Consider the following 14758-nt stretch of genomic DNA (forward strand, 5'->3'; position numbering starts at 1 on the left):
TCGTTTGCATAATGCATACTTTGGGATTTGACTTTCAGCTTATCCGTCTTTGGCTCTACACTAAACTTACACTTTACGGTCGCATCTTGAACTACGATATGTTTTGCCCCCATTTTTTATAAATTAAAAATTACGAATTATTTTTTATTCTACTTCTGTTGGGTATAGGAGTTGGTCTCCATTAAAACGTTCATATTGATCTACAATTTCATTCATTCGTCTTGTAACATCATTAACAATGAAATCAAAAACTTCTTCATCTTCTAAATCAAAAGGTTTTAAATAATCAAAAACAATTTTGAGGTCTCTTTCCTTATCAGAAACAACAATTTCAGTACCGCCTAATAGTGGAAATAGTACTTCATAGTGTTTGTCTGTCATACTTTTATGAATTAAAAATTAACGAATAAAAAAATTCCCAAATAACCAAACAATCATACCATAGCCACTTTAACTTCCAGATTTTATGATGTTTGTAAGTCAATACCTGCTCGCAAATATATAGAATCTATGTTAAATGTTTTCATATCAAGTATTATTTTTTGTTCAAAAATTTCTATAGCCTTTTGCGATGAAGCATCATCGTATTTAGTTTCTCTAACCACCTGCTCCAGTGCAAGTCTTTTTCTATAATCGTTTAAAATATCAATTTGCATATTGATGATAAATTTGGAATTGATATTGATGATATTTATAATGTTAAGGAGATATTAGAATTGGATTTAAAAGAAAAATTCGGATTAAAGATAACTAAATCTCAAAGCACTCTCGAAGAAGACAAACTGCATATTGGTTACTTGAAATTGGAAAAAATCATCTGATTACGTTGTCTAATTAGCCCTGATAGAAGCGAAAAGCTTTTGAAATTATAAATGCATTTTTTCTTAAAATAAAATAGCGACCAAAGGAAGCTCATTTTGTTTTTTAGAAAAAAGTATTTATAATGAAAAACTTGTAGCGAAGAGCAGGAAATAGCTCCTAATTTTTTTTAAAAACTTTAAATTTCTATTTTTAAGTTTAAAATTTTAAAAGTACTTTTGCCTATGCAACACAACGTACTTATTTTAGATTTTGGGTCACAATACACACAATTGATTGCCCGTAGAGTTCGCGAACTCAATATTTTTTGCGAAATTTTTCCTTTCGACAAAATTCCAACTGATTTATCAACTTACAAAGCCGTAATTCTTGGTGGAAGTCCATTTTCTGTTCGATCAGAGGATGCTTTGCATCCAGATTTGTCTGAGATTCGTGGTAAAATGCCTTTGCTAGCGGTGTGTTACGGTGCACAATATTTAGCGCATTTTTCAGGAGGAGAGGTGGCTGCATCGAACACTAGAGAATACGGTCGTGCAAATCTTACCTATATTAAGGAAGGCGAAATTTTTTTTGAAAATGTAAATTTGAATTCTCAAGTTTGGATGTCACATTCTGATTCGATTAAAAAACTGCCTACAAACGCAGTGAAAATGGCTAGCACACACGATGTCGAAAATGCGGCTTATCGAATTGAAGGGGAAACAACCTTTGCGATTCAGTACCATCCTGAAGTTTTTCATTCGACAGATGGGAAACAAATGCTAGAAAATTTCTTGGTTAAAATTGCAGAAGTGCCTCAAAACTTCACACCAAATGCTTTTGTTGACGAAATGGTAGCTGAGCTTAAAGAAAAGTTACAAGACGACAAAGTAGTTTTGGGGCTTTCTGGAGGTGTCGATTCTACAGTAGCAGCTGTTTTATTACATCAAGCAATTGGTAAGAATCTGTATTGTATTTTTGTCAATAATGGTTTGTTGCGTAAGAATGAATTTGAAAACGTACTCGAACAATACAAAGGAATGGGTTTGAATGTAAAAGGTGTTGATGCTGGCGATCGATTTTTGAGTCAACTTGCTGGAATTTCAGATCCAGAAACCAAACGCAAAACCATTGGTCGTGTTTTTATTGAAGTCTTTGACGATGAATCTAAAATTATCGAAGATGTGAAATGGCTAGCCCAAGGCACAATTTACCCTGATGTTATCGAATCGGTTTCTGTAAAAGGGCCATCGGCAACAATAAAGTCGCATCATAATGTGGGTGGTTTACCTGATTATATGAAGTTAAAAATTGTAGAACCTTTGCGAATGTTGTTTAAAGATGAAGTGCGTAGAGTAGGAGCCACCTTAGGAATTGATTCGGAACTGTTAGGAAGACATCCGTTTCCTGGGCCTGGATTGTCAATCCGAATTTTAGGAGATATAACCCCAGAAAAAGTTCAAATTTTGCAAGATGTCGATGCTGTTTTTATCAACGGATTGAAGGAACACGGTTTGTATGATACCGTTTGGCAAGCTGGTGCCATACTTCTCCCTGTGAACAGCGTGGGGGTGATGGGAGACGAACGAACGTATGAAAAAGTTGTTGCACTTCGTGCCGTTGAATCTACTGATGGTATGACAGCGGACTGGGTGCATTTACCGTATGAATTCTTGATGAAAATTTCTAACGATATTATCAATAAAGTGAAAGGTGTAAATAGAGTTGTTTATGATATCAGTTCCAAACCGCCAGCAACAATTGAGTGGGAATAATTTTAAAATAAAACAGATAAAAAGATTGATTTTACCGTTAAATGAATTAGAATAACAAAAATGTTAAAATATATTATGATAAGTCATTACAATAAATAACTTTGTGATGACTTATTTTTTTTTAATAAAATTGTACTCTATGAAATATCTTTCTTTATTCTTTTTATGTTTATCAAATTTTGTTTTCGCTCAACAGGAACAATCCATTTCTCACAAAGTTACTAAAGGCGAAACGATTTATCAAATTTCAAAAAAATACAACGTTACTCCTGACGAAATTTATAAAATAAACCCAGATGCAGAAAAAGGATTGCCAGAAAATGCGATATTAATTATTCCAAACAATCAATCGTTTTCATATAATTTAAAGAAAAGTAATATTGCAGTAAATACGAATTTTGGAAGTCATATCGTTCAAACTAAAGAAACCCTTTATGGTATTTCAAAACAGTATAACGTGTCTATTGAAGACTTAGAAAAGTTGAATTCTGAGGTTTTAAAAGAGGGTATAAAATCTGGACAAAACCTTCAAATTCCCGAAAAGAAAATTCAAAAAGAGGTTGTAAAAAGTAATCTTAAAACAACAAACGAAAATACGGTAAATTCCAAAAATCATATTGTTAAACCTAAAGAAACATTGTTTAGTATTGCTAGATTGTTTAATGTTTCTGTTGATGATTTAGATAAAACGAATGCTGAAATCTTGCTTGATGGTCTTCAAATAGGGGAAATAGTGACTATTCCAAACAAGAAAAAAACACTCAATGGTCAAGCCAGAATTATAAATTCGGAAACCGTTTTTCATATTGTAGAGCCTAAAGAAACTAAATTTTCCATTGCGAAGAAATACGGAATTAGCCAAGAACAACTCGAAATTCAAAATCCTGAAATTGTAAACGGTTTGATTATAGGTAATAAACTAGCTATTAATACCAAGCAAATAAAAGCCAAGAACGATAATGAAGAATTGATGATTGCTCTGGCTGAAAAACAAGTTGCTATCGAAAAAAGTAAGGCTAAAACACTCGAAATTGAAGATTTGCAAGACAAATTGACGGTTCAAAAGCAAATGAATCAAAAAGTACTGAAAGTAAATTCGCTAAAAGTAAATCTAAATGCTATCGATGAAACCAAAGGAGGATCGGCAGAGAAGTTAAAATTAGTTTTGGAGGCAAATAAAAACATCCAAGAGATACTAATATCCAAGTTAGATTCGTTAGTAGTAACAATGAGTGACGATTTAGAGCTACTAAAAACCAAAGAAATTGATGATTTGGAACAATCAAAGCAATTAGAAAAAGAATCCTATAAGAATATTGGGCAAACAAATTCAATGTTGCAATTGCTAAAGAAAGACCTTGCTGATAATAGAAAAATTTATACGGGTTTAATGTTTAAAGTTCAAAAAATTTCTTTTGATGAAAACCGAGAATACAAGAAAAAAGTAAGAGAAAATCAAAAAAATAATTTAGATAAAAATGATTTAGCTTCCATTGAAGCTATTGGTAAAATAAAGGAACAACAGGAAACCAATGATAAACGAAATGAATTGCTTTTAACAAAAATTGATTCTATTGTGGTTGAAAAAAATATTGAATTAAAACGTAGAATAGGAAAAGCATCATTCTACAGTGCTGAAGCTCGAGATTATGATGATAAATTAGCGCAAGCAAAACTAAAACGCTACCAAAAGAAAGCAGTTGAAACTCAAAATGAGAATCAAAATCCGACAACAGTAGTTGTTAAAACCCGTGAAGAAATTAGAAAAGAGCTAAGCAAAGATGCCTTTGATCAAAATGCGATGATTAAGATTGAGGTTTTAAACGCTATTAAGGATGTTAGTAATGGATACTATGTTGTAGCTGATGTTTTTACTGAAGCAAAGCCTAGAGATGAGTTGGCAATGAAACTTACTGATTCTGGGGAGATTAATACTAATTTCTTTTATAATGTAGGTGTTTTTTCATATTATGTTTACACAAAAACATTTGATAATGTTGATGAAGCATTATATGAATGCAAACAAAAGTCAGGAAAACTACTTTATGAAAAAATGTTTATTGTACAAATTAAAAACGATTAATAATCTAAAATTTAGAGATGAGATTTTTACATAAATTTGTTATAGTTGTACTTTTTTTTCCTTGTTTTTTGTATTCGCAAAATACAGTACAACACAAGGTTGAAAAAGGAGAAACTATTTTTCAAATTGCAAAAAAATACAATGTTTCGACAGCTGAAATTTTTAAATTGAATCCAAATGCACAAAACGGAATTCAAGAAAATGTTCTATTGTTAATTCCAGACAAATCTGGAAGAGGAATCCTAAAAAAAGTTGAGATAAAAACAGCTACATACACTGTTAATCATAGAGTTTTGCCTAAAGAAACTTTGTATGGAATTTCAAAATTATACAACATTACTGCCGAAGATATTGAAAAAGAAAACAAAGAAATCTTAAAAGAAGGGTTGAAAATTGATATGGTTTTGATAATTAAAACCAAAACACCAGTAAAAAAACAAGAGGAAAGTAAGCAAATTGCCTCAAAAAAGCCTATTTTTCATATCGTAAAACCCAAAGAAACTAAGTATTCCATTGCCAAGCAATATGATACTACTGTGGAAAAGTTAGAAAAACTAAATCCTGAAATAATTTCTGGTTTACCTGACGGATACAATCTTCTAATTAGTGGAGAAAGACCAAAAGTAATTGAGTTAAAACCTGAAATTTCAATAGAAGCACCCAAGATTAGCGAAGTGTTGCATTTAATCGAAGCCAAAGAAACATTATTTAGTATTTCGACTAAATATCAAGTAACTCAAGAGGAATTGATTGCTTTGAATCCAGAATTAAAAGACAATATAAAAGAAGGAACCACAATCAAAATTCCTTTGAAGAGTAGTGCTACAACTCAAAAGAAACCCTACAATGATTTATCAAAAACAATCAAATTAAATGGAACAAAAAAGCTAGCTTTATTACTGCCGTTTAATATAGCTAAACTAGATCAAGACACTATAAACTCTACGAAATCAAGATTAAAAAAAGATAAATTTCTAAATATGACACTTGATTTTTACGCAGGAGCATTAATAGCTATAGATTCTGTTAAAAAAATGGGATTAAATGTTGATATTACTATTTTAGATTCTGACGAAACAAAATCAACTTCGGATATTTCCCGTTTAATATCGCAATATAGATTAAAATCGATGGATGCAATTATTGGTCCATTTTATCAAAACAATGCTGAGAAAACAGCTGAATTGTTAAACTCTTCAAATGTACCTGTCATATCACCATTATCAAAAGATTATGACAAAAGTTTTTCTAATTTAATTCAAGCAACTCCAACATCTGAATTCGTTAAAAACGAGATGTTTGAATTTATGCGTTCCAAAAACGGAAACATAATAGCCGTTGTGGATCCTAAAAAAATAGCCGCAAAGCAATATTTACTTGAAAACCATAAAGATATCGTTTTTGCTGAGTTTAACGAAAAAGGCATTCTAAATGTAGAGCAATTAAAATCACTTTTATCCAAAGACAAATTGAATTTTGTACTAATGGAAACAGAGCGGACTAATCTTATTTTAAGTACAACAAGTGCCTTGCTCAATGCACTTAAAGAGTATCAAATTCGATTGGTAATCCTTTCGGAAAACGAAGCATTAGATTATGATGAAATTGCAATGAGCAGATTAACAAAACTCAAAATGCACTATCCATCACTGGTTCGAGATAACGATTCTGAAGAAGCTAAAATTTTTGAAAGCACATTTAAAAAGAAAAATAAAATACTACCAAACGCCTTTGCGACCAGAGGATTTGATGTAACTTTTGATGTATTAATGCGATTAAATCAAGAGAAATCATTTCTAGAAACGCTTGACGAAACGGCTTCGGAACAAGTTGAAAATAAATTTTATTACACACCAAACGCAAATGGTGGCTATACAAACAATGGTGTTTATGTTTTATATTATGACACCGATTTAACCATAAAAGAAGCTAAATAATGCCAACTTCAAAAATAACATATCAAGGAGATTTACGCACATCATCAGTGCATTTACAATCTGGAACAGTAATCCTTTCAGATGCACCATTGGATAATAACGGCAAAGGAGAAGCCTTCTCGCCAACTGATTTAGTTGCTAATGCTCTAGGAAGTTGTATTATGACAATAATGGCTATAAAAGCCAGAGATTTAGATGTTAACTTTACAAATTCAACCGTAGAAGTAACTAAGATTATGCAGACAGAACCAAGAAAAATTGCTAAAATTCAATTGGTTTTTGATATGTCAATTTCGGTCTCGGAAAAAAACAGACTCATTTTAGAGCGAGTTGCAATGAATTGCCCTGTCCTGTTAAGCTTAAATCCGGATATTGATAAAGAAGTAACTTTTAATTGGAAGTAATATTTATTGATAGTTTTGTCATTTCGACGAAGGAGACTCGAGTGATAGCGAACAGACGAAGTAAATCACAACTTAATTACTTTATGCACTTTGAACACTAACCAAGAAATTTTAATTAAATTGGCTCATACTAAAATGCCTTTTGGTAAATATGAAGGCAAATATCTTATTGATTTACCAGAGTATTATGTGGTTTGGTTCAAGAATAAAGGATTCCCAAAAGGACAACTTGGTGAACAATTAATGATGGTTTACGAACTTAAACTCAATGGGCTTGAAGAACTTATACGAAATATAAGATTCAAATATCCATTAAACAAATAAAAAAAATCCTGTCTCAATAAATTGTGAGACAGGATTTTAATTTTTATGAGATGAAATTATACTTTGTTTACAACCTTAGTTTTAGCTAAAGTATCGCCTAATCTTGGTTTGTCAATGATTACAAAAATAGCATCTAATAGAGGAATGAATAATGTTACATTTCTTGTTAGGCTGGCCATAAAATCTCCATTAAGTGACGATCCATCTTCTCTAACTGCAGCATACTTCATTACTTTTTTACCAATACTTTGCCCACCAAATAAGGCATCTCTAAGTAAGAAATAACCTAAAGCAACTAGATATCCTACATACAAAAGTGCAGTTATACCAGTGGCACCAGTTATAAAAGCAAATACCAACATTGGTAAATAAGCAATTACACCATCAATAAGGTAAGCTAAAAATCTGTTAACTTTTGAAACTTCATTCATAATTTTTAATTTTAAGTTTGTTTATCTATCAAATATATAAAAAAAATGTTAAAAAAATAAAATCTTAGTTTAAGTTAAAAAAAAGATATTAACAGTTGTTGATAATCAATTGCACAAATAAACAATTTAATTAAAATCCAATACTTCAAAAAATGCAATAACTCAATTAAATTCTTATTTTTGCGCAACACAACAACACAATACAATGAATCAAACAAAATATATTTTTGTAACTGGTGGCGTAACTTCTTCCTTAGGAAAAGGAATTATAGCAGCATCATTAGCAAAATTATTGCAGGCAAGAGGTTACAGAACAACAATTCAAAAATTTGATCCTTATATCAATGTCGATCCAGGAACTCTAAATCCTTATGAACACGGTGAATGTTATGTTACTGACGATGGTGCTGAAACCGATTTAGACCTAGGTCACTATGAACGTTTCTTAAATGTGCCAACATCACAAGCCAACAACGTCACCACGGGAAGAGTCTATCTTTCGGTAATCGAAAAAGAACGTCGTGGCGAATTTTTGGGCAAAACCGTACAAGTCGTACCACACATTACCAACGAAATCAAAGAAAGAATGCAATTGCTAGGCAATTCTGGCGATTACGACATTGTGATTACCGAAATTGGAGGAACAGTGGGTGATATAGAATCCTTACCTTACATCGAATCCGTACGCCAGCTCGTTTGGGAACTCGGCGAAAACAACGGAATAGTGATTCATTTAACTCTTGTGCCTTTTCTAGCCGCAGCTGGGGAATTAAAAACCAAACCAACCCAACATTCTGTTAAAACCTTGATGGAGAGCGGAATCAAAGCCGATATTTTAGTGTGCAGAACTGAATATGTACTCTCCGAAGATTTGCGTCACAAACTAGCCTTGTTTTGCAACGTCAAACGAGAAGCCGTAATCCAGTCCATTGATGCTTCTACTATATATGATGTTCCTAATTTAATGCTCGAAGAAGGATTAGACAAAGTTGCACTCAAAAAATTGGCATTGCCAGAAAAAGCAGCGCCAGATTTAAAACAATGGAATGAGTTTCTCCACAAACTCAAAAATCCAAAACACGAGGTAAGCATTGGTTTGGTCGGAAAATATGTCGAATTACAAGATTCCTATAAGTCCATATTAGAAGCCTTGATTCACGCTGGAGCGACAAACGAGACAAAAGTCAATGTCATTAGTCTGCATTCAGAACATATCGATGCCAAAACGGCAGAAAATCAACTCAAAGGACTCGATGGCATACTAGTTGCACCAGGATTTGGAGGTCGAGGAATTGAAGGAAAAATCGAAACTGTTCGTTACGCTCGGGAACAAAACATCCCTTTTCTAGGAATTTGTCTTGGAATGCAAATGGCAGTTGTCGAATATTCTCGAAACGTATTAGGTCTAGCAGACGCTAATTCGTCCGAAATGAACGAAAACACCACGAATCCAGTCATCAGTATTATGGAAGAACAAAAAACCATAACCGACAAAGGCGGAACAATGCGACTTGGAGCCTGGAAATGCGATATTAAGCAAAACACATTGGCACACAAAATATACGGTAAAACCAGTATTTTAGAACGACATCGTCACCGATATGAGTTCAACAACGAATATCAAGAACAGTTAGAAAAAGCAGGATTAAAAGCCACTGGAACAAACCCAGAAACAGGATTGGTTGAGATTATTGAGATAGAAAATCACCCGTTTTTTATAGGTGTTCAGTACCATCCAGAATACAAAAGTACCGTTGCTAACCCACATCCATTGTTCGTCAATTTTGTGGCTGCAGCGGTAAAGAATAAGAAAAATTAGGAGCATTTTTTTTGGGCATATTTACAATTTTTAGTTCCTGCTGTCCGCTATATCTTTTTTTTATTTGTCTATTATCAGTAAAGTTCAAGACAAATAAAAAAAAGGATACCGCTTCCATCAGGGCTATGGACTAAATTTTTCGCATATTTGCACTTTAAAAGAAAACAATAAACAAGAATAAAGCTTTTTACCAAAAAGCAAAATTAATTAAAATGGAGAAAAAGAAATTAGACTTAAATTCAATCATAGGTTTTGTGTTGATATTTGGAATTATGATGTGGATAATGTATCAAAACCAACCATCAAAAGAAGAAATAGCTAAAAAAGCAAAGCAAGAACAACTTGAAAAGCAAAAAAGTACCAATAGCCAAAAACCAACTGTCATTGCTCCAGTTGTTGCAACAAGTGACCAAGCAAATCCTGAAGCCATTGCTAAATTGCAAACCACATTAGGAAGTTTTGCCTATTCTGCAACATTACCATCTGCAAAAATTGGATTTACAACTATTGAAAACGAATTGATAACATTAAAAATTGCAAATCAAGGAGGTTACATAGCCGAAGCAACACTCAAGAATTTCAAATCCATTTCTAAAGATTCTGGAAAACTAGTCCAATTAGTAAAAGAGAATAATGCAAATTTGAACATTACGCTTGTTACTAAAGACAATCGCGTTTTGAATACCAAAGATTTGTTTTTCGAACCAACATTAACTAAAGTAGGAGAAGATCAAGTGCTTTCTATGAAACTAAAAGCAGGACAAAACCAGTTTTTAGAATACAAATACGTCTTGAAACCAAAACAATATATGTTAGATTTTGATGTTCGTTCAGAAGGGCTTGCATCCGTTTTAAATACATCAAAACCAGCTGATTTAGAGTGGAGTTTAAAAGCCATTCGCAACGAAAAAAGCATTTCATACGAAAATACAATAACCGATTTTATGTATGAATATGAAGATGGAAAAGACGATTGTCTAGGACAAGGCGATAGCGAAGAAGTGGTTAACGATGTGACTTATGTGGCATATAAGCAACATTTTTTCAGTTCTATTTTATTAACCAAAAAACCTTTTAAATCAACAAAATTAGCATCACAAAATTTGGTAAAAGACGATAAAAAAGATACTATTTTTACTAAAAATTTCAAAGCAATTTTACCATTAGCTTTTAATAACGGAGAAGTTGATTACAAAATGAATTGGTACTATGGTCCAACAGATTATAAAATATTAAACGGATACGATAGAAATCTTGACGAGATTATTTCTTTTGGTTGGGGAATATTCGGTTGGATAAACAAGTTTATTTTCATACCATTATTTGGATTTTTGGGTGCATTTTTATCCTACGGAATTGCCATTATTGTATTTACAGTAATTATAAAAATGGCAATGGCGCCTATTACCTACAAATCATTTTTGTCGCAAGCCAAAATGAAAGTGTTGCGTCCAGAAATTACCGAGTTGAATGAAAAATTTGGTAAAGATCCAGTCAAAAAGCAACAAGAAACTATGAAATTGTATAACAAAGCAGGTGTGAACCCTATGGCGGGTTGTATTCCAGCTTTGATACAAATGCCATTTATGTTTGCCTCGTTTCGATATTTTCCTGCGGCAATCGAATTGAGACAAAAAGGATTCTTGTGGGCAGACGATTTGTCTTCCTATGATTCTATTTTAAAACTACCTTTTACTATCCCGTTTTATGGAGATCACGTGAGTTTATTTCCTATTTTAGCTTCGATTGCTATTTTCTTTTATATGAAATACACCACGGGAGATCAGCAAATGGCGGCGCCACAACAAGACGGAATGCCTGATATGGGGAAAATAATGAAAATAATGATTTACATTTCTCCATTAATGATGCTTTTCTTTTTTAATAATTATGGTTCAGGATTAAGTTTGTATAACTTGATTTCGAATTTGGTAACATTAGGATTAATGTTTGTCATTAAAACCTATATCGTTGACGAAAAAAAGATACACGCTCAAATAGAAGAGAACAAATTGAAAGAGCCTAAAAAACCAAGTAAATTCCAACAAAAAATGCAACAAGCAATGGAACAAGCTGAGGCGCAAAAGAAAGCTAATAAAAAATAAAAGTCATAAAAAAATCCCCAATTCCATTACGAATTGGGGATTTTCCTTTGGGGAAAATTGGAAATATATTACAATGTAGGCAGAAGTACTTTGTCCAAAATGTGTATTACGCCATTAGAACACTGAACATCAGCTGGAGTAACATTACTTACTCTTAGGTTTACATCTGTAATTCTAACAGTTGGTGTCAACGCTAAAATAAACGATTGATCAGGTAATGCAGTTGCTTTCGATCCAGCAGTTAAACTAGCAGCTAAATTGTTTCCGGGTATAGCGTGGTAAAACAAAACTTTAGTTATGTTTGCAGCAGAAACAGCAGCTATTCCACCTGGAGTAGCTGGATCATTGTCTAAAGCTGTAAAAGCAGCATTAGTAGGTGCAAATACTGTTAACGGTCCCGCTCCTGACAATGCGGTTTTGACAGCTGCTTGTGCCGCACTAGTCACAACAGTTGCTAGTGTTGAAAACGCAGGGTTTGCTGCAGCGTGTGTAACAATTGTTGGTAAGTCTATTACTTTATCCACAATGTGTATAACCCCATTGGAAGCTAAAACATTAGGAGTTGTAACAACAGCTCCTCCATTTAGTTTTACTTCTGGACCTGTTTTTTTTACATACATACTCATTGTATTCGTTCCAGAAGTAGCACTTTTGGCAAGGGTTTTGATATAGCTGTTGTCAACTAAAGCAGTGGATTGAACTGAACCAGTAACTACGTGATTTAACAAAATCTCTTTCAATGTAGCAGGTGGAACATCATTTAAACTGTTAAACTGGTTAGCGGTTAAAAAAGATCTAAAAGCGTCATCAGTTGGAGCAAATACGGTATATGAGGCACTACCATTTAATGTACCTACTAGCTCAGCTTTAGTTAGGGCTTGAACTAAAATGGTTAAATTAGCATTCCGACTAGCTAATGCTGAAATCGTGTTGCTAACTGGTAATTGCACAACGGCATCGTCATCGTTGCATGAACTAATTGTTACAGCTACAAAAGCAAATAAGGCAATTTTCTTGAGGTTTGAAATAATCTTCATAATTTTGAGTTTTAATTGTTAATACGAATTTATAAATTAATCTTTAATATTGTTCAATAAAAAATGAAAAAAGTTAAACAGAGTGAAATATTCATGTTTTTGTTAACGTTTTGTATTACTGTAAGTTACGCACAAATAGAAGATGCAAAAGTTTCAAAAGGGTTGCGTCACGGTAAACAAAAAGGATATTATGAAAATTCTAATATTTTGCGTTACGAAGGCAACTTCAATAACGGAAAAGAGCAGGGACTCTTTACTTATTACGCAGAAAGTGATAAAATTATTGTGATGGCAACCAGAAATTTTGATGGTAAAAATAATGCGTACACTATATTTTTTGATGAAAAAGGGAATAAAGTAAGCGAGGGAAATGCTAAAAATAGACTTCGCGAGGGCATTTGGACGTATTATCATAATACATCAAAAGAAGTAATGACTATCGAAAATTATAAAAAAGATAAGCTGGAAGGGAGTAGAAAAGTTTTTTACATCACTGGAAAATTAGCGGAAGAAGTTTTTTACAAAAATGATTTGAAAGAAGGGGTGTCAAAAAAATATTCTAAAGAATCTAAACTGGTGGAAGAATCTGTTTTTAAAAATGGACTTTTGCAAGGAAGTTACAAAGTATTTGATGAATCTGGTAATCAAGTAATAAGTGGACAATTTGACAAAGATCTCAAAAAAGGACTTTGGAAATACTATGCTGGTGGAAAATTGATTAGACAAGTTAATGTTGATACTATTAAAGGAATCATAAAACCACAATTTAGAAAAAAAGAGTAACTATCTTTGCAAAAAAAATAAATTACAATTTTGGAAATCTAAAAAGCCAAAATTTAAAATCTAAAATTATAATGAAACGTGTTGTCGTAGGTCTTTCAGGAGGAGTTGATTCTAGTGTTGCTGCTTATTTATTACAAGAGCAAGGTTATGAAGTAATAGGTCTGTTTATGAAAAACTGGCACGACGACTCTGTTACAATTTCTAATGAATGTCCTTGGCTTGAAGATAGTAATGATGCCTTATTAGTAGCTGAAAAACTTGGAATTCCTTTTCAAACTGTTGATTTAAGCGAACAATACCAAGAAAAAATCGTTGATTATATGTTCAGCGAATACGAAAAAGGAAGAACACCAAATCCTGATGTGCTTTGTAATCGAGAAATTAAGTTTGATGTTTTTATGAAAATTGCACTCTCACTCGGTGCGGATTATGTGGCTACAGGACATTATTGCCGTAAAGGTCAAATCGAAGTAAACGGAAAACCAACATATCAACTTTTATCAGGAGTCGATGATAATAAAGATCAATCATATTTTCTTTGTCAATTATCTCAAGAACAATTGGCAAAAGCATTATTCCCTATTGGTGAACTTACAAAACCTCAAGTTCGTGAAATTGCTGCAAAAATGGAATTGGTAACAGCAGAAAAAAGAGATTCTCAAGGATTATGTTTCATTGGAAAAGTGCGTTTACCTGAATTCTTGCAACAACAATTACTACCTAAAGCAGGCGTAATTTATGAAGTGGATGCAAACCACGAAATATATTATCCAAAAGAAATCAACTTTGATTCCATAGAAGAAAAACTAGCTTTTGAAGCTAATAATATTGATTATACTCCAGAATTGGCAAATGTAGTTGGAAAACATCAAGGAGCACATTATTTTACCATTGGACAACGAAAAGGGCTGAATGTAGGTGGAACGAAAGAAGCTTTGTTTATCATTTCAACGAATGTTCATACCAATACAATTTATACTGGTCAAGGCTCCAATCATCCTGGATTGTTTAAAAAATGCTTGTTTGTAAAAAAAGAAGAAATCCATTGGATTCGTCCTGATTTGAAATTAGAATCAGGTCAAACAATGCCTGTTTTAGCTCGTATTCGATACCGACAAGAACTTCAAAAAGCAACGTTGCATCAATTTGAAAACGGAATGTATGTTGCTTTTGAAAATCCACAATCTGCTATAACTTCAGGGCAATTTGTATCTTGGCATATCGATGATGAACTTATTGGTTCAGGTGTTATTTCATAAATC

Annotated in this window: 14 protein-coding genes; 10 read left to right on the forward strand and 4 right to left on the reverse strand. The window is 32.8% G+C overall.

The window, feature by feature from the left end; all coding sequences use genetic code 11:
* Positions 1 to 144 precede the first annotated feature (144 nt).
* Positions 145 to 381, reverse strand: a complete 237-nt coding sequence (locus tag RMO70_RS09080; RefSeq protein ID WP_310556120.1) for a hypothetical protein — start codon at positions 379 to 381, stop codon at positions 145 to 147.
* 83 nt (positions 382 to 464) lie between these two features.
* The gene (locus tag RMO70_RS09085; RefSeq protein ID WP_310556121.1) at positions 465 to 656 is read right to left on the reverse strand and encodes a hypothetical protein; all 192 of its coding nucleotides are present in this window, start codon (positions 654 to 656) and stop codon (positions 465 to 467) included.
* Between RMO70_RS09085 and RMO70_RS09090 the strand changes: the two genes are divergently transcribed.
* From RMO70_RS09090 to RMO70_RS09115, 6 genes are all read left to right on the forward strand, one after another.
* On the forward strand, positions 651 to 821 hold the full coding sequence (locus tag RMO70_RS09090; protein ID WP_310556122.1) for a hypothetical protein: 171 nt from the start codon (positions 651 to 653) through the stop codon (positions 819 to 821). The genes RMO70_RS09085 and RMO70_RS09090 overlap by 6 nt on opposite strands.
* 222 nt (positions 822 to 1043) lie before the next feature.
* Positions 1044 to 2573 carry a glutamine-hydrolyzing GMP synthase gene (gene guaA / locus RMO70_RS09095; RefSeq protein WP_310556123.1) on the forward strand — a complete coding sequence of 510 codons (1530 nt, stop codon included), beginning with the start codon at positions 1044 to 1046 and terminating at the stop codon, positions 2571 to 2573.
* 139 nt (positions 2574 to 2712) lie between these two features.
* Positions 2713 to 4656, forward strand: a complete 1944-nt coding sequence (locus RMO70_RS09100; RefSeq protein WP_310556124.1) for a LysM peptidoglycan-binding domain-containing protein — start codon at positions 2713 to 2715, stop codon at positions 4654 to 4656.
* Positions 4657 to 4673: 17 nt separating this feature from the next.
* Complete coding sequence (locus tag RMO70_RS09105) at positions 4674 to 6593, forward strand: LysM peptidoglycan-binding domain-containing protein (RefSeq protein WP_310556125.1); 1920 nt, start codon at positions 4674 to 4676, stop codon at positions 6591 to 6593.
* Positions 6593 to 6997: an OsmC family protein gene (locus tag RMO70_RS09110; protein WP_310556126.1), complete on the forward strand. Its 405-nt coding sequence runs from the start codon at positions 6593 to 6595 to the stop codon at positions 6995 to 6997. The genes RMO70_RS09105 and RMO70_RS09110 overlap by 1 nt, the downstream gene beginning before the upstream one ends.
* 90 nt (positions 6998 to 7087) lie before the next feature.
* A complete protein-coding gene (locus RMO70_RS09115) occupies positions 7088 to 7321 on the forward strand; it encodes a DUF3820 family protein (RefSeq protein ID WP_310556127.1) in 234 nt (77 codons plus the stop codon).
* Positions 7322 to 7377: 56 nt separating this feature from the next.
* On the opposite strand, the gene RMO70_RS09120 is transcribed toward RMO70_RS09115, so the two are convergent.
* A complete protein-coding gene (locus tag RMO70_RS09120; RefSeq protein WP_310556128.1) occupies positions 7378 to 7752 on the reverse strand; it encodes an RDD family protein in 375 nt (124 codons plus the stop codon).
* Positions 7753 to 7957: 205 nt separating this feature from the next.
* Here RMO70_RS09120 and RMO70_RS09125 point away from each other — a divergent pair, with 205 nt between their 5' ends.
* Both RMO70_RS09125 and yidC read left to right on the forward strand, forming a co-directional pair.
* On the forward strand, positions 7958 to 9571 hold the full coding sequence (locus tag RMO70_RS09125; protein ID WP_310556129.1) for a CTP synthase: 1614 nt from the start codon (positions 7958 to 7960) through the stop codon (positions 9569 to 9571).
* Between the two features lie 212 nt (positions 9572 to 9783).
* The gene (gene yidC / locus RMO70_RS09130) at positions 9784 to 11676 is read left to right on the forward strand and encodes a membrane protein insertase YidC (protein ID WP_310556130.1); all 1893 of its coding nucleotides are present in this window, start codon (positions 9784 to 9786) and stop codon (positions 11674 to 11676) included.
* A gap of 68 nt (positions 11677 to 11744) precedes the next feature.
* On the opposite strand, the gene RMO70_RS09135 is transcribed toward yidC, so the two are convergent.
* On the reverse strand, positions 11745 to 12713 hold the full coding sequence (locus RMO70_RS09135; protein ID WP_310556131.1) for a fasciclin domain-containing protein: 969 nt from the start codon (positions 12711 to 12713) through the stop codon (positions 11745 to 11747).
* A 63-nt stretch (positions 12714 to 12776) separates the two neighbouring features.
* On the opposite strand from RMO70_RS09135, the gene RMO70_RS09140 reads away from it, so the two are divergent.
* Positions 12777 to 13496, forward strand: a complete 720-nt coding sequence (locus tag RMO70_RS09140) for a hypothetical protein (protein ID WP_310556132.1) — start codon at positions 12777 to 12779, stop codon at positions 13494 to 13496.
* Positions 13497 to 13567: 71 nt separating this feature from the next.
* A complete protein-coding gene (gene mnmA / locus RMO70_RS09145) occupies positions 13568 to 14755 on the forward strand; it encodes a tRNA 2-thiouridine(34) synthase MnmA (protein ID WP_310556133.1) in 1188 nt (395 codons plus the stop codon).
* Positions 14756 to 14758 lie beyond the last annotated feature (3 nt).

It is taken from the genome of Flavobacterium sp., assembly GCF_031422135.1.
GTDB lineage: Bacteria > Bacteroidota > Bacteroidia > Flavobacteriales > Flavobacteriaceae > Flavobacterium.